This window comes from Curtobacterium sp. Csp1 (assembly GCF_013347185.1).
In genome coordinates, this window is record NZ_CP054594.1 from 928,034 (window position 1) to 942,712 (window position 14,679).

Here is a 14,679-nt window from a genome sequence, read left to right on the forward strand (position 1 = left end):
GGGAACCAGCCGGTGGTTATCATCGGGGTACTCACCAAGGGAGCCATCATGGTCGACGTCCATCGCGTCAAACTCCCCGGAGTCGGCGTGCTGCACAGCTTCTACACCGACGACGGTGGCAAGTGCGGGGTCATCACGCACCGGTCGGGGCACTCCGACCTCATCTCGTTCGCCGACGTCTCGGACGGCGCGGACAAGTCCGAGAAGGTCTCACTGCGCCTGAGCGAGGACGAGGCGCACACCCTCGCCGAACTGCTCGGCGGCACCCGGATCACCGAGGGCCTCGACAAGCTCGACGAGATCCCGGGCCTGTCGATCGACTGGTTCAGCGTGGACTACGACGACGCGATCGCCGGCAAGCCCCTCGGCGACCTGCACGACTCCGGCTTCATCGGCCTCACCGTCGTCGCGGTCGTCCGCGGCGACAGCGCGAACCCCGCGCCCTCCTCCGACTTCGTCGTGTTCCCCGGTGACACCATCGTCGTCGCGGGTGCTCCCGAGAAGGTCGCGAAGGCGTTCTCCTTCTACCGCAGCGGACAGCTGGCGGCCTCGGCCGCCGAGGCGCCGCCCGGGAGCTAGCCGGTGCACCTGGGTGGTGAGCTGCTGACCATCGGCGGCCTGTTCATCATCGCCTACGTCCTCGGACGCCTGGGCAAGACCATCGGTCTGCCCGCCATCCCGATCTACATGGTCGTCGGGCTCATCGCGAGCCCGCACACCCCGTGGATCGGGCTGAGCGTCGAGTCCCACACGATCGAACTGATCGCGACGTTCGGACTCGTGCTCCTGCTCTTCAACCTGGGGTTGGAGTTCGACCAGGAGGAGTTCTACGGCAACGCCGGGAAGCTCCTGGTCTCCGGTGGCACCTACGTCGCCATCAACATGGGCATCGGGTTCGCCTTCGGGTTCTCGCTCGGCTGGGGCACCCGAGAAGCCCTGATCATCGCGGGCATGACGGCGACGTCGTCGAGTGCGATCGTGACGAAGCTCCTCATCGAGCTGCGGCGACTGGCGAACGACGAGACGCCGATGATCCTCGGCGTCACCGTGATCGAGGACGTCTTCATCGCCATCTACCTGGCGATCGTCTCCGTGGTGCTCTCCGGCGACACGAACGTCTGGGGCGTGGTCGGCAAGCTCGGACTCGCGTTCGGGTTCCTCGTCGTGATGTTCACGCTCGCCCGGTTCGCCGGCAAGTGGGTGTCGAAGATCTTCGCGACCCGCGACGACGAGCTGTTCACCGTGCTGTTCTTCGGCCTCGCCGTGATGTTCGGCGGCATCGGCGACCTGCTCGGCGTGACGGACGCGATCGGTGCGTTCGTGATCGGCCTGCTCTGCGGCGCGACCCGCTACCGGGACCGCATCGAGCAGCTCGCCCTGCCGATGCGCGACGTGTTCGCGGCCTTCTTCTTCGTGAACTTCGGGCTCGGCCTCGACGTGTCCACCTTCGGTGAGGTGCTCTGGCCCGTCCTCGGCGCCATCGGCATGACGGTCGTGCTCAACGCGGTCGCGGGGCAGATCGTCGCCCGGATGAACGGGTTCAACGTCCAGCAGGGGATCAACACCGCGGTCATCCTGGTGAACCGTGGCGAGTTCGCGCTGATCCTCGCGACGCTCTCGGCTGCCGCCGGCCTGGAGGAGCGGATCACCGCGTTCGCGGGCCTCTACGTCCTCGTCATGGCCGTCCTGGGGCCGCTGCTCGCCGTGAACTCGGACCGGATCGGCCGCCTCGTGGTGCGCCCCGCCCGTGTGGCGCGGCTGCGCCAGCGCCTGCGCGCGCGGCTCGGCGGCTCCGGGGCGCGCGGCTCGGCTGCCGGGATCCCGGCGGGACCGTCGCTCGACGCGGCGATCGACACCGCGGCCGAGGCCGGCGTCGCCGACCAGGACGCGGCCGCCGCGGCCCGTCGTGCCGAACGCGACCGGCAGTTCGCGGAGGAGTTCGCCCTCGTGGAGGCGGCCGGTAGGGAAGAGCGCGACAATGGAGCGTCCGACCCGGCCACGAGCGACCCCGTCACGTCGCCGGTCGACGTCCCCACCGAGCGCCCGAAGCGCCCGGCCCGCCAGCGTGACCCGGAGTACTGATACAGATGTGGGCCGTTGCCCGACGACCGAAGTGGATCGCGCTGCTCGTGCTGGCGCTCGTGCTCGCGGGGGTGTTCGCCGGGCTGGGCAAGTGGCAGCTCGAGCGGAGCATCGCGAACGGCACGCCCCTGCCGGAGACCACCGAGACGCAGAAGCCGCTGCAGGACGTGACCCAGCCGGGGCAGGCCGCGTCGGAGACGATCGCCGGGCAGAAGGTCAGCGTCACCGGTCGCTTCGTCGCCGGTGACACCACGCTGTTGACCGGCCGCTCCGGCGGCGGGACGTACCAGACCGTCGGCCACCTGGTCGACGCGGCGAGCGGCGCGAGCGTGCCCGTCGTGATCGGGTGGGCGGACGAGCGTCGCGCGGCCGAGGCCGGCGGGGAGCGCGTGGCCGACGGCGCCGAGCTCACGGTCGAGGGCCGCTACTACCCGGCCGAGTCGCCCGACCAGGACGCGTACACCAAGGGCGAGTTCTCGGCGGTGGCGCCGGCACGGTTCGTGAACACGTGGAAGGCGTTCGACGACCGGATGTACATCGGCTACGTCGTCGCCGACGGCAGCACCGCGAAGGCGGCCGACCTCGGCACCATCGCCGACCGGGCCCCCACGCGCGAGGTCCAGTTCGACTGGCTCAACCTGTTCTACGCGATCGAGTGGGTCGTCTTCGCCGGCTTCGCCGTGTTCCTCTGGTACCGCTTCGTGAAGGACGCCTGGGAACGTGAGCAGGAGGACGCTCAGGACGCCGCAGCGGCCACCGAGCCCGCTCCGGCGCACCGGTAGGATCGAGGCCATGGCTCTGACCGTCCGAACCCGCGACATCCCGAAGATCCCGGGAGCCGTCAAGTGGTACCGCGTCTCGGCGTACATCACCGGTGTGCTGCTGCTGGCCCTCGTCATCGAGGTGATCATCAAGTACACGCCGCTGCAGCTCGAGATGCAGCTCGGCAACGGGCCGTTCTTCGTGCCGAACGGCACGGCCGGCGAAGCACCGGGCACGTTCAACCTGTCGATCGCGATCCTCATCGCGCACGGCTGGCTGTACGTCCTCTACCTGTTCACGGACTTCCGCCTCTGGAGCATCATGCGCTGGAAGCCGTCGCGCTTCCTGCTCATCGCCCTCGGCGGCATCATCCCGTTCATGTCCTTCGTGGTCGAGCACCGCATGCAGCAGAAGGCCATGGACACCTACCACGAGCTGACCGCTGCCCAGCAGCGTGAGAAGGAGGCCGCTCGGTGAGCGAGACCGACCAGCGACCCGTCCTCGTCGTCGACTTCGGTGCGCAGTACGCGCAGCTGATCGCCCGACGCGTGCGCGAAGCGAACGTCTACAGCGAGATCGTCCCGCACTCCATCACCGCGGACGAGGTCAAGGCGAAGGACCCGGCGGCCATCGTGCTCTCCGGCGGCCCCTCGTCCGTCTACGAGGAAGGCGCTCCGGCGCTCGACGGCGAGATCCTCGACCTCGGTGTCCCCGTGCTCGGCATCTGCTACGGCTTCCAGGCCATGGCGAAGTCGCTCGGTGGCGAGGTCGCCCAGACCGGCCAGCGCGAGTACGGCGCGACCGACGTCACCGTGTCCGGGACCGACAGCGTCCTGCTCGGCGACCAGCCGGCGTCCCAGGTCACGTGGATGTCGCACGGCGACTCCGTGGCGAAGGCGCCGGAGGGCTTCGAGGTCCTCGCGTCGAGCGCCTCGACCCCGGTCGCCGCGTTCGCGTCCGACGAGCGCAAGCTCTACGGCGTGCAGTGGCACCCCGAGGTCAAGCACTCCGCGTTCGGCCAGGCCGTCCTCGAGAACTTCCTGCACCGTGCCGCCGGGCTCCCCGGCGACTGGAACTCGAACAACGTCATCGAGGAGCAGGTCGCCCGCATCCGGGAGCAGGTCGGCTCCGCACGGGTCATCGCCGGGCTCTCCGGCGGCGTCGACTCCGCCGTGGCCGCGGCCCTGGTGCACAAGGCCGTCGGCGACCAGCTCACGTGCGTCTTCGTCGACCACGGGCTCCTGCGCGCCGACGAGCGCAAGCAGGTGGAAGAGGACTACGTCGCCTCGACCGGTGTCCGGCTCGTCACGGTCGACGCGGAGCAGCAGTTCCTCGACGCCCTGGCCGGTGTGAGCGACCCGGAGCAGAAGCGCAAGATCATCGGCCGCGAGTTCATCCGCACGTTCGAGGCGGCGGCCGAGGCCCTCGTGCTCGAGGCGCGCGGAGACGACGAGGCCGGCGAGGTCAAGTTCCTCGTGCAGGGCACGCTCTACCCCGACGTCGTCGAGTCCGGCGGCGGTTCGGGCACGGCGAACATCAAGTCGCACCACAACGTCGGTGGGCTGCCGGAGGACATGACCTTCGAGCTCGTCGAGCCGCTGCGCACCCTGTTCAAGGACGAGGTCCGTGCGGTCGGTCGCGAGCTCGGGCTCCCCGAGGTCATCGTCGGCCGCCAGCCGTTCCCCGGCCCGGGGCTCGGCATCCGCATCGTGGGCGAGGTCACCGCGGAGCGGCTGGACCTGCTCCGTGCCGCGGACAAGATCGCGCGCGAGGAACTCACCGCGGCCGGCCTCGACGAGGAGATCTGGCAGTGCCCAGTCGTCCTGCTCGCCGACGTCCGCTCCGTGGGCGTCCAGGGCGACGGCCGTACCTACGGCCACCCGATCGTGCTCCGTCCGGTCTCGTCCGAGGACGCCATGACCGCGGACTGGACGCGCCTGCCGTACGACACCCTCGCGAAGATCTCGAACCGCATCACGAACGAGGTGCCCGACGTCAACCGGGTCGTGCTCGACGTCACGTCGAAGCCGCCGGGGACGATCGAGTGGGAGTGACCCCTCCCTGACCTGCCGAGGGCCCGGTGCGCGCTGCGTGCCGGGCCCTCGTGCGTGCGGGTGGGCCGCCGACCGTGCCACTTCTGTCACGCTCGAGGCGCGCCGGCGACCGGAAGCGCACACACGACGACACGCACGCGGCATGTCCTGCACGCTGACGGGCTCCCGCCCCGTCCCGGGGAACGCCGAAGGGCCCCGGCGGTGCCGGGGCCCTTCGGTCGAGGTCGAGCGGAGCGCTAGTTGCGCTGGCTGCTCGCGATGATGGCGAGGATGCGCAGGATCTCGAGGTACAGCCACACCAGGGTGACGATGAGCCCGAACGCCGCCGTCCACGCGTAGATCTTCGGGGCGCCGCGCTGGACACCGGTCTTGATCTGGTCGAAGTCGAGGATCAGCGAGTACGCCGCCATGAGCACCACGAACACGCCGATCAGGACGCCGAGCGGAATGCCGAAGATCGTCGTTCCCATGAGCCCGAAGGCGGTCTGCGTGACACCGGTCCACATCAGGACGAGGTTCACGAGCGAGAACGCCATGTACCCGACCATCGCGATGAGGAAGAAACGGGTCAGCTTGGGCGTCGCACGGACCTTGCCCGAGAGGAACAAGAGCAGCGTAACGGCGAAGACACCGAGGGTGCCGAAGACCGCCTGCGCAACGATGCCGTCGGCCTGCGGGAACGCCGTCTGGAAGTAGTTCGAGATACCACCGACGAACAGCCCCTCGAAGAACGCGTACGTCAGGACCAGTCCCGGCGAAGGCTTCTTCTTGAAGGTGTTCACGAGCGCGAGCACGAAGCCCACGATCGCGCCGACGATCCAGACGATCGGGGGCAGGTTCCACCCGGCGACCGCGCCGACGAGGAGCACGCCGAACGCCAGGAGCGTCTTGACGATGGTGTCCTCGTACGACATCCGGTCCGTGTCGACGGTGTTCGCCGACGGGCGGTCGTACATGTACTGCAGCTGCTCGGGCGTCATGCCGCCCTGCTGCGGGTACTGCCCCTGCTTCGGGGTCTGTCCCCAGCCCGCCTGCTGCTGACCAGCGCCGCTGACGCCCCAGGCGCCACGCCCCTGGTCGTTGAAGGCGGGGGACTGGTCGAAACCGGGCTTGAAGGCCATGGTGTCCTCTTCCTTGGAGATTCGAGTCCTCTCAGCCTAGAGGCGCTGCGCCGCGGAAGGCTGAGGATTCGCGGCGAGCGGAAGCGGGTCCTGACGGGCCCGACACCCGAAGACTATGGGGGTGGTCTGCGAGCGCACCCCGAGCCGGCCGAGTGATCGCCGATCACCTGCGACGGCTCGCAGCAGTGTCCCGTCGCGCGACACCGCCCGGTCACGGCGGGGCGGTACGGTTCGGCGCATGACCCGTGTGATCGCCCACCGCGGTGCGTCCGGCCACCGGCCCGAGCACTCCCGGAGCGCCTACGAGCTCGCCGTCGAACTCGGTGCCGACGCCATCGAGCCGGACCTCGTGCCGACGCGGGACGGCGTGCTCGTGCTGCGCCACGAGAACGAGGTGTCCGGCACGACCGACGTCGCGGACCGTCCCGAGTTCGCGCACCTGCGGACGTCGAAGACCGTCGACGGACAGGTCGTCACCGGGTGGTTCACCGAGGACTTCACGTGGGACGAGCTCCGCACGCTCCGGGTCCGCGAGCGCCTCCCGGCCCTGCGGCCCGCGTCCGCGGCGTACGACGGGCAGGAGGGCGTGCTCCGGCTCGAGGACCTGCTCGGCATCCTCGACGCGGCACCGCGGCCGGTCGGGCTCGTCGCCGAGGTGAAGCACGCCACCTTCTTCGAGCAGGCCGGCCTCCCGATGGCGCAGCTGCTCGACGACGCACTCGGGGCCGCCGGCTGGCGCGGCGACGACCGCCTGACGGTCGAGTCGTTCGAGAAGACGGTGCTCCGGCAGCTCGGCGCGCGGAGGACGGGTGGCCGGCTCGTGTACCTCCAGGAGGCTCGTGGCAGCGCCGCGGACGAGGTCGCCGCCCACGGGTCGGTGGCTCCGTCGTGGGCGTCCGAGCGGACCGACGAGGCCCTGGCCGGCTTCGCCGCGGAGTTCCACGGGATCAGCGTCGACCTGAAGACCCTGATGGCGGGGACCGACACCGCGGCCGTGGACGACCCCCGACCGGTGCGGAGCGCGATCGTCGACCGGGCGCACGCGGCGGGGCTCGCGGTCTACACCTGGACCCTGCGGCCGGAGAACCGGTTCCTGCCGGCGCCGCTCCGTCGGGGCGGGGACGTCGCCGCCCACGGGGACTGGGAGCGCTGGTTCACCTCGGTGCTGCGGACCGGCGTCGACGGCGTGTTCGCGGACCACCCGGACCTCGCGGTGCGGGCCCGGTCACTCGTCGGCGGCAGCGCGGACTGAGACGTCGGGCTCCGCTGCGGGCTCGATGTCGGCCGGAAGCCCAGTGCGCCGCGCGGCGATCGCGGCTGCGGTACTCGCTGCGACCCCGACGACCGCGGCGAAGGCCGGGAGCGGAGCCCACAGCGGCGAGCCCCAGGACGCGCTCGGCACGACGACGCAGAGCGTCCCGAGGGCACCGGCGAGCACGGCGTGTGCGACGACGTGCACGCCTCGGGGGAGCGCGCGCCGGGTGAGCGCCCAGCCGAGCAACCACGTGCACGGCAGTGCCACGATCCCGCCGCCGACCGACACCACCCCCGACGCCACGGCGACGATCAGGCCGAGGAGCCCGGCGGCGGCCACCTGCTCCGGTCCGAGGGGGCGGCCGTCGACCAGCAGGGAAGCGGCCAGCGCGACGACGATCGTCACCGGCATGGTGACGAAGACCATCCAGCACCAGCTCCGCTCGACGAGCGCCACGGCGTCCCACACGGTCCACGTCCTCATGCCCCACAGCCTGGACGTGCGCGCGGCACGCCCGGCTCCTCGCGGACCGAGCTGTGTCCCGCGGCCCACAGCTCGTGGTCGCGGCCCGCTGCGGCTGTCGGAGGGCGCGCCTAGACTGACCCGGTCATGACGATCGTGCTCGAGCCCTTCGACCAGTCCCCCGAGCCGGACGCGGGCCACCGCGCCGGCGGGTACGACGACCCCTTCACCGCGGGTCTCAACCCCCAGCAGAAGGAAGCCGTCGAGTACCGCGGCGAGTCCCTGCTCATCGTGGCGGGCGCCGGCTCCGGCAAGACCAGTGTGCTCACGCGGCGCATCGCCCTGCTCCTGGCGAACCGCGAGGCGTGGCCGTCGCAGATCCTCGCGATCACGTTCACGAACAAGGCCGCGGCTGAGATGCGCGAGCGCGTGCAGGCCCTCGTCGGGCAGGCTGCCGAGGGCATGTGGATCTCGACGTTCCACTCGGCGTGCGTGCGGATCCTCCGTCGCGAAGCGGAGCGGTTCGGGTTCCCGCAGTCGTTCACCATCTACGACTCCGCTGACTCCCGCGCGCTCCTCAAGCGGATCATCAAGGAGCTCGAGGCGGACTCGCTCGGGCTGACCGTCGGGGCTGCGGCGTCGAAGATCTCGAAGCTCAAGAACGAGCTGCAGGACATCGACACGTACGCGCGCAACATCAACGCGAACGACCCGCAAGAGGTCATGTTCACCGAGGTGTTCCGCCGGTACACGAACGAGCTGCGGCGGGCGAACGCGTTCGACTTCGACGACCTCATCGGGCAGACGGTGTTCCTGTTCCGGGCGTTCCCCGAGGTCGCCGCGCTGTACCAGCGACGCTTCCGGTTCGTACTGGTCGACGAGTACCAGGACACGAACCACGCGCAGTACGCCCTCATCCGTGAGCTCACGCGTCCGGTGCCCGTCGAGCAGGTGGACAAGCTCGAGGACGCCGGCCAGCACGTCGAGCGCATGCGGGAGGCCGACGGGTCGATCGCCCCGGCGTCCCTGACGGTCGTCGGCGACTCGGACCAGTCGATCTACGCGTTCCGCGGGGCCGACATCCGCAACATCGTCGAGTTCGAGCGGGACTTCCCGAACTCGAAGGTCATCCTGCTCGAGCAGAACTACCGGTCGACGCAGACCATCCTCGACGCCGCGAACGCCGTCATCGCGAACAACTTCGACCGGCAGGCCAAGAACCTGTTCACCGACGTCGGCGCCGGCGACAAGATCATCGGGTTCACGGGCTACACCGGTCACGACGAGGCCCAGTTCGTCGCGGACGAGATCCAGCGGCTGCACGACGACGGTACGTCCTACCGCGACATGGCCGTCTTCTACCGCACGAACTCGCAGACCCGTGCGCTCGAGGAGATCTTCATCCGCGCGGCGATCCCGTACCGGGTGCTGGGCGGCACCAAGTTCTACGAGCGCGCCGAGATCAAGGACGCGATGGCGTACCTGATCACCGTCGCCAACCCGGCCGACCCGCTCTCGCTCCGCCGCATCCTCAACGTGCCGAAGCGCGGCATCGGTGCGGTGACCGAGACGGCGCTGCAGCGGTACGCCGACGAGCACGAGACCTCGATGCGCGACGCCCTGCGGCACGCGGACGAGCTCGGGTTCGGCCCGAAGGTGCGGACCGCGATCACGTCCTTCGCGGCGCTGCTGGACGACGTGGCCTCGCGCGCGGCGACGCAGCCGGTCGTGGACACCCTGACGCAGCTGCTCGACGGCTCCGGGCTGCTCGAGAACCTGCGGAAGTCGCCCGACGCCCAGGATGCCGCGCGCGCGGACAACATCGACGAGCTCGTGGCCGTGACGCGGGAGTTCCAGAAGAACAACCCCGAAGGCACGCTGTCCGACTTCCTGACCGAGGTGTCCCTGGTCGCCGCGGCGGACGAGCTCGACGACTCGTCGGGCACGGTGTCGCTCATGACGCTGCACACGGCGAAGGGCCTGGAGTACGACGCGGTGTTCCTCACCGGCGTCGAGGAAGACCTGCTCCCGCACCGGATGTCGGCGAACGAACCGGGTGGTCCGAGCGAGGAGCGCCGACTGTTCTACGTCGGCATCACCCGGGCCAAGAAGTCCCTCTTCCTGTCCCTGGCGATGACCCGCGCGCAGTTCGGCGACGTCAACGTGGCGATGCCGTCCCGCTTCCTGCAGGAGATCCCCGAGGGGCTCATCGAGTGGAAGCAGTCGCCCGGCATGGCGAACAGCCGCGGTGGCACCGAGCCCCGGGCCCTCAACGCCCGGCGCGGCGGTGGGCTCGGCGGCGGTCCGTCCGGCGGGGGCGGCTACCGCGGTGGTGGCGGCTTCGGCGGCGGGTCGTACGACCGTGCGGCGGCTGCGGCGAAGACCCGTCCCAAGACGGAGTGGGCGAACCGGGTGTCCGGGCAGGTCCGGGACAACGGTGACATGGAGCTCGCCCCTGGCGACCGGATCTCGCACGTCGACTTCGGTCAGGGCACGGTGTCCGCGGTCACGGGCCAGGGCGCGAAGCGCATCGCGGAGATCGCGTTCGACTCCGCGGGGCGCAAGAAGCTCCTGATCAAGATCGCGCCCATCGAGAAGCTCTGACGCCGAGGCGCACCGCTCCGGGGAGCTCGACCCGAGGCGCTCGGCCCGGACGAGGCCGGCGCTGACCACACGGACCGCGCGGACCGCGTGTCAGCGCACCATCCGGACCGCGTCCATGCCGTTCGGCCCGATCGGCACGTGCTTCGCTCCGCCGTCCCGCTCGAAGCCGTTCCGGCGGGAGAAGGCCTCGGCGCGCGGGTTGCCCTCCGCGACCCAGAGGAACGCCGGCTCGGCACCGACCGCGGCGTCGAGCAACGCCTGCCCGGCGCCGGACGCGTGGTGGGCCGCGAGGACGTAGATCCCCTCGAGTTCCCGGTCCCGCACCGCGGGCTCCTCGCGCCCGGGGCCGGCGGAGGCCCACCCGACGACGGCGCCGTCGCACTCGGCGACCACGACGGTCAGGCCCGGCTCGACCACCAGTCCCTCCCAGCGGGCCGCCCGGGCGTCGACGTCGAGCGCGGCGAGGTACGCCGCGGGCAGCAGGTGCGCGTACGCCTCCTGCCAGGCCCGCACGTGCACCTCGGCGATCGCCCGGGCGTCCCCTGCCCCGGCCGGTCGGACGGTCACTGCGCCTGCGTTCCCCATCCACCGACGCTACCGCGCTCTGCGGACGGCAACAGGCAGAGCACGAGCGCCCCCGCTACGGCTGCAGCCGCGCCGCGTCCCAGCCCTCGCCCGCGCGGACGTACTGCAGCCGCCGGTGCATCCGGTCGCGGCTGCCGTGCCAGAACTCCACGACCTCGGGCTCGAGCCGCCACGCAACCCACCCCTCCGGGCGCGGGACGGCGTCGTCGGTCTGGGACAGGAGCACGTTCGCGTCGTCGATCAGGTCCTGCAGGGTCCGGGGCTCGAGCACGGCGGACTGGTCGGCGATCGCGGTCGCGGCGCGGGACTTCGGCGAGCGGTCGGCGAACAGCGCGTCGGACTCGTCGTCGGAGAGCTGCACCGCCCGGCCCTCGAACCGGAGCTGCTGCATCGTCTCGCGCCAGTACACCTGGAGCGCGGCGTGCGGGTTCTCGGCGAGCTGCCGCCCCTTGGGACTGAGCGTCGAGGTGCCGAACACGAGCCCGCGGTCCTCGAGCCGTTTCACGTCGACCGTGCGGGCGCTCACCCGGCCGTCCGCCCCCGCCGTCGCGAGGGTCATCGACATCGGCTCGGACACGTCGCGCGATGTGGCGTCGTCGAGCCACCGCCGGGCCAGGTCGATCGGGGACGACGGCGGCGCGTCGAACTCGGGCAGGTGCAGGGAGTCGTCACCGGACAGCGAAGCGGACATGGCCCCAGCCAACCGCGCTCAGCCCGCCCACGTCCAGGTCGCCGGGGGACGTCCGCTCCGCGTGCCCGCCGTCGTGGGTGCGGTGGTCCGCACGAGCGCCGGGTTCGTCCGCAGGGAGCGGTTGAGGTTGCCGGCGTCTGGTGCGCTGCCGTGCAACGCCGCGTGCAGCCGCGCCGCCGCGGACGTCGGGAACACCTCGCCGAGCAGGGCGCGTGTCAGCGGGATGTCGCGCCACAGCCGGGTCCGCACCTGGTCGACGGCCGTCCGGACGATCGCGTCGTGGTCGAACGGGAGGCGCGGGTCACCCTGGTCGGGTCGCCGCCAGACCGCGGACGGTGCGTCCACCCCCGGGTCGACGACCGCCAGGAACGCGATGCTGATCGCGGTGTCCCGCGGGTCGCGGGACGGTCCGTCGAACGCACCGACCTGCGCGAGGTGCCGGACCGCAGCCGTGTCGATCCCGGTCTTGGTCCGCAGTGCGCGTCGCGCGCCGTCCACGAGGCGTTCCGCAGCGTCCAGGAGCACGCCGGGGAGTGCCTCCAGGCCGGCGAACGGGTCGTGTGCCCGCCGCGCGGTGGCGACCCGCAGACCGTCCGCCGTCGTGAACGACACCGGGACGACGTCGATCGCGATGAGCGGTTGGTCGCGGGCCACCGTGGCGGCGTCGGTCACACCGTCGCCCGGCGGGCGGCCCGGGCCGCCCGCTCGGTGCGGAGCACCTGTCGGACGTCCGCGAAGGACTGGTGGACCTGGAAGCGGCCGTCGACCCAGACCGGCTGGAGGAGGCTCGTGGCCTCGTCCTCGGGCGTGGCCTGGTCGGTCTGGCGGATCTCGCCGTCCGCGTCGCGGTGCAGCGCGATGCGGCCCTTCGCGCTCTTCTTGCCGCTGCCGGTCTTCGGGTCCTTCTGGATGTCGACCGGCTGGCCGTCGACGAGCGCCCACGTGGCCTTCACCGCGCTGCCGAGGTTGTCGCGGGTCATGTACTGGTACGTGTACGAGCCGATGCCGAGCACGATGTTGTCGCTCGCGTAGCCCTTGGCGGCCAGGCGCTCGTAGATGCGGTGCGCACGGTCGAGCGTGATGCTGTCGCCGTAGATCACGCCGATGTGCTGGTCGAGGACCTTGAAGCCCTTCGCGTTGACGGTGTGGCCGAACAGCTCGTCGAGGAGCTCGACGACGCCCTTCTCCTCGTGGGTGCGGCCGTCGCGGAGGAGTTCGTCCCGCGGGACGCTGTGCACCGTGCCGGTGACGATGTCGACCGGGTCGCCCGAGTCCGGGCGGATGACGAGCTTGCCGTCGCGGGCCGTGATGCGGTCCTTGAGCTGCGGGAGCGTCTCGGTGATGACCTTGAACAGGTCGAAGCCGTCGCTCACCGCCGAGACGATGCCCGTCGGGTAGACATCGAGGATCTGCTCGAAGGTCTCGAGCTCGCCGTCGGCGCCCCGGACGCACATCACGCTGTGCTCGGTGGCGGGCACGCTCGCCGCGACCCAGCCGTTGTCGCCGGGGTAGTAGCGGTCGATGAAGTCGAGCGAGGGCATCGAGTCGGTGCCGAGGAACGAGAGCAGGTGCCCGGCACCGCCGGCGGCTGCGGACTCGATGCTCGATTGCCCGCGGAACGAGAAGTCGTGCGCGGCGAAGTCGATGCTCGCCGGGTCGGCGCCGGTCCGTTCGGCCCACTCCTCCATGAGGTCGCGGTAGGCCAGGGCCTTCGTCGCGACGGTGGACGGGTGCCAGATCGAGGCGGACAGTGCGGTCTCGATGTAGTTCGGCAGCCAGAAGAACTCGTCGACGGTGTTCTCGACCGTCAGGGTGGCGACGCCGATCGGCGCGAGGGTGCCCTCGGGGAGGGCGCGGATCTCGAGCGGCAGGTACCCGAGGCGGTGCAGGGCGCGGACGTGGTCGACCCCGATGTGGTTCGGGCCGAAGTAGCCCTGCAGCGCCTGCTCGAACAGGTCGGCGACGGTGTCCTCGTCGGCGGCGAAGAACGGCTCCCACGCCTCGACGAGGTGCCGCTGCACGAAGGCCTGCAGCCCGAAGACCACGGCGTGCGTCGACTCGGGCATGTGCGCGTTCGAGCGGTTCGTCCAGTTGATCAGGATCCGGGTCGTGCCCTGCGGGTAGACCTGCCGGTGCGAGTGCTTGTAGCCGTCGACGGCGAGCAGCGGGGCGATCGGGCTCGCGGTGGTGGTGCGGGGCTCGAGGCCCGTCGTCGTGGTGGTCATCGGATCTCCTTCGTGAGGTAGGGGCTGAGCGGGACGGTCCGGAGACCGGGGACGGCGTTCTGGGCCGGGTAGCTGTCGGTCGTGACGATCTCGCCGAAGTGCTCGGCGAGCTGCGGAGCCCGGCCGGAGAACACCCCGTGTGAGACCCAGAGGCCCAGGCGCTCCTTCGGCAGGCCGGTCGAGCCGGCGAGGCCCGTGAACGTGCCGCCGCCGTCGCAGATGTCGTCGACGACCAGGAACCGGCCGTCCGCCGGGAGTGGCTCGCACGTGAAGCCGTCGAGCTTGCCGGTGTCCGGGTTGCGGTGCTTCTCGGCGCGGTACAGCGGCAGCCCGCAGGACTCGGCGACCGCGGTGGCACGGGCGACCGCACCCTTGTCCGGCGCGATGATCCCCGTGTACGCGTCCCCTTCGACGTCGAGCACGGCATCGCGGACGACCTGCTCGCTCGTGACCACCGTGAGGTTGTCGACGAGGTCGACGATCACGGGGGAGTGCGGGTCGAAGGCGATCACCTGGTCGATGTGGAAGCCGTTGAGGACGTCCGCGTAGACCTTCGCGCCGAAGGGGAGCCCGCGGTCCTGGCGGGCTCCGGGCAGGTACGGGACGAGGGCGACGGACCTGCTGCCGCGCTGCCGGACCGCGTCAGCCCACATGCCGAGCATGACGAGGTCGTCCCCGTTGGTGCCGCGCAGGGTCGCGATCTCGGTGGTCGCCCCCGCGTCGGCGTCGTCCACGACCTTGACGTGGGCTTCACCGGCGGGGAACCGCATGGTGGAGAACGTCGGTGTCGTCGGTGTGCCCTGGGCGTCCCAGGTGCTGAGTTCGACTGCCATGACCC

The 14,679-nt window shown here is 70.9% G+C and carries 14 protein-coding genes; 7 read left to right on the top strand and 7 right to left on the bottom strand.

Features of this window, described 5'->3' with window-relative positions; genetic code table 11:
* Positions 1-48: 48 nt before the first annotated feature.
* From HUN58_RS04635 to guaA, 5 genes are read left to right on the top strand one after another with little or no spacing between them, the layout of a single operon-like run.
* Positions 49-579 (top strand): cation:proton antiporter regulatory subunit, encoded by a 531-nt coding sequence (locus HUN58_RS04635; protein ID WP_180226003.1) that lies wholly within the window; start codon positions 49-51, stop codon positions 577-579.
* 3 nt (positions 580-582) lie between these two features.
* Positions 583-2,082 carry a cation:proton antiporter gene (locus tag HUN58_RS04640; protein ID WP_180226004.1) on the top strand — a complete coding sequence of 500 codons (1,500 nt, stop codon included), beginning with the start codon at positions 583-585 and terminating at the stop codon, positions 2,080-2,082.
* A 5-nt stretch (positions 2,083-2,087) separates the two neighbouring features.
* Positions 2,088-2,864 carry an SURF1 family protein gene (locus HUN58_RS04645; RefSeq protein ID WP_058741279.1) on the top strand — a complete coding sequence of 259 codons (777 nt, stop codon included), beginning with the start codon at positions 2,088-2,090 and terminating at the stop codon, positions 2,862-2,864.
* Between the two features lie 10 nt (positions 2,865-2,874).
* Positions 2,875-3,321, top strand: a complete 447-nt coding sequence (locus HUN58_RS04650; RefSeq protein WP_022906980.1) for a DUF3817 domain-containing protein — start codon at positions 2,875-2,877, stop codon at positions 3,319-3,321.
* Positions 3,318-4,898 carry a glutamine-hydrolyzing GMP synthase gene (gene guaA, locus HUN58_RS04655; RefSeq protein WP_180226005.1) on the top strand — a complete coding sequence of 527 codons (1,581 nt, stop codon included), beginning with the start codon at positions 3,318-3,320 and terminating at the stop codon, positions 4,896-4,898. The genes HUN58_RS04650 and guaA overlap by 4 nt, the downstream gene beginning before the upstream one ends.
* 236 nt (positions 4,899-5,134) lie before the next feature.
* On the opposite strand, the gene HUN58_RS04660 is transcribed toward guaA, so the two are convergent.
* Positions 5,135-6,019 (bottom strand): Bax inhibitor-1/YccA family protein, encoded by an 885-nt coding sequence (locus HUN58_RS04660; protein ID WP_141863111.1) that lies wholly within the window; start codon positions 6,017-6,019, stop codon positions 5,135-5,137.
* 238 nt (positions 6,020-6,257) lie between these two features.
* Between HUN58_RS04660 and HUN58_RS04665 the strand changes: the two genes are divergently transcribed.
* Complete coding sequence (locus tag HUN58_RS04665; protein WP_141863109.1) at positions 6,258-7,271, top strand: glycerophosphodiester phosphodiesterase family protein; 1,014 nt, start codon at positions 6,258-6,260, stop codon at positions 7,269-7,271.
* Here HUN58_RS04665 and HUN58_RS04670 read toward each other — a convergent pair.
* Positions 7,245-7,757 carry a hypothetical protein gene (locus HUN58_RS04670; protein WP_141863107.1) on the bottom strand — a complete coding sequence of 171 codons (513 nt, stop codon included), beginning with the start codon at positions 7,755-7,757 and terminating at the stop codon, positions 7,245-7,247. The genes HUN58_RS04665 and HUN58_RS04670 overlap by 27 nt on opposite strands.
* Before the next feature lie 126 nt (positions 7,758-7,883).
* On the opposite strand from HUN58_RS04670, the gene HUN58_RS04675 reads away from it, so the two are divergent.
* Complete coding sequence (locus tag HUN58_RS04675) at positions 7,884-10,340, top strand: ATP-dependent helicase (RefSeq protein WP_141863105.1); 2,457 nt, start codon at positions 7,884-7,886, stop codon at positions 10,338-10,340.
* A 90-nt stretch (positions 10,341-10,430) separates the two neighbouring features.
* Here HUN58_RS04675 and HUN58_RS04680 read toward each other — a convergent pair whose 3' ends face one another.
* Genes HUN58_RS04680 through HUN58_RS04700 form a run of 5 tightly spaced genes read right to left on the bottom strand, consistent with a single transcriptional unit; the run spans position 10,431 to position 14,674 of the window.
* Positions 10,431-10,925 carry a GNAT family N-acetyltransferase gene (locus HUN58_RS04680; protein WP_180226006.1) on the bottom strand — a complete coding sequence of 165 codons (495 nt, stop codon included), beginning with the start codon at positions 10,923-10,925 and terminating at the stop codon, positions 10,431-10,433.
* A gap of 55 nt (positions 10,926-10,980) precedes the next feature.
* Positions 10,981-11,616, bottom strand: coding sequence for a pyridoxal 5'-phosphate synthase (locus HUN58_RS04685; protein ID WP_180226007.1), 636 nt, complete (start codon positions 11,614-11,616; stop codon positions 10,981-10,983).
* An 18-nt stretch (positions 11,617-11,634) separates the two neighbouring features.
* Positions 11,635-12,288 carry an NUDIX hydrolase gene (locus HUN58_RS04690; RefSeq protein WP_180226008.1) on the bottom strand — a complete coding sequence of 218 codons (654 nt, stop codon included), beginning with the start codon at positions 12,286-12,288 and terminating at the stop codon, positions 11,635-11,637.
* Complete coding sequence (locus HUN58_RS04695) at positions 12,285-13,841, bottom strand: nicotinate phosphoribosyltransferase (protein ID WP_180226009.1); 1,557 nt, start codon at positions 13,839-13,841, stop codon at positions 12,285-12,287. Before HUN58_RS04695 ends, HUN58_RS04690 begins: the two co-directional genes overlap by 4 nt.
* Entirely contained in the window at positions 13,838-14,674 is an 837-nt protein-coding gene (locus tag HUN58_RS04700; RefSeq protein ID WP_180226010.1) for a phosphoribosyltransferase family protein, read from the bottom strand. Before HUN58_RS04700 ends, HUN58_RS04695 begins: the two co-directional genes overlap by 4 nt.
* Positions 14,675-14,679: the final 5 nt, after the last annotated feature.

Bases quoted from the DNA above. Each gene is read 5' to 3' on its own strand.
- HUN58_RS04650 (WP_022906980.1), top strand. From the start codon at position 2,875: ATGGCTCTGACCGTCCGAACCCGCGACATCCCGAAGATCCCGGGAGCC.
- HUN58_RS04665 (WP_141863109.1), top strand. From the start codon at position 6,258: ATGACCCGTGTGATCGCCCACCGCGGTGCGTCCGGCCACCGGCCCGAG.
- HUN58_RS04660 (WP_141863111.1), bottom strand. From the start codon at position 6,019: ATGGCCTTCAAGCCCGGTTTCGACCAGTCCCCCGCCTTCAACGACCAG.
- HUN58_RS04685 (WP_180226007.1), bottom strand. From the start codon at position 11,616: ATGTCCGCTTCGCTGTCCGGTGACGACTCCCTGCACCTGCCCGAGTTC.
- HUN58_RS04675 (WP_141863105.1), top strand. From the start codon at position 7,884: ATGACGATCGTGCTCGAGCCCTTCGACCAGTCCCCCGAGCCGGACGCG.
- HUN58_RS04635 (WP_180226003.1), top strand. From the start codon at position 49: ATGGTCGACGTCCATCGCGTCAAACTCCCCGGAGTCGGCGTGCTGCAC.
- HUN58_RS04700 (WP_180226010.1), bottom strand. From the start codon at position 14,674: ATGGCAGTCGAACTCAGCACCTGGGACGCCCAGGGCACACCGACGACA.
- HUN58_RS04695 (WP_180226009.1), bottom strand. From the start codon at position 13,841: ATGACCACCACGACGACGGGCCTCGAGCCCCGCACCACCACCGCGAGC.
- HUN58_RS04645 (WP_058741279.1), top strand. From the start codon at position 2,088: ATGTGGGCCGTTGCCCGACGACCGAAGTGGATCGCGCTGCTCGTGCTG.
- HUN58_RS04670 (WP_141863107.1), bottom strand. From the start codon at position 7,757: ATGAGGACGTGGACCGTGTGGGACGCCGTGGCGCTCGTCGAGCGGAGC.
- HUN58_RS04680 (WP_180226006.1), bottom strand. From the start codon at position 10,925: ATGGGGAACGCAGGCGCAGTGACCGTCCGACCGGCCGGGGCAGGGGAC.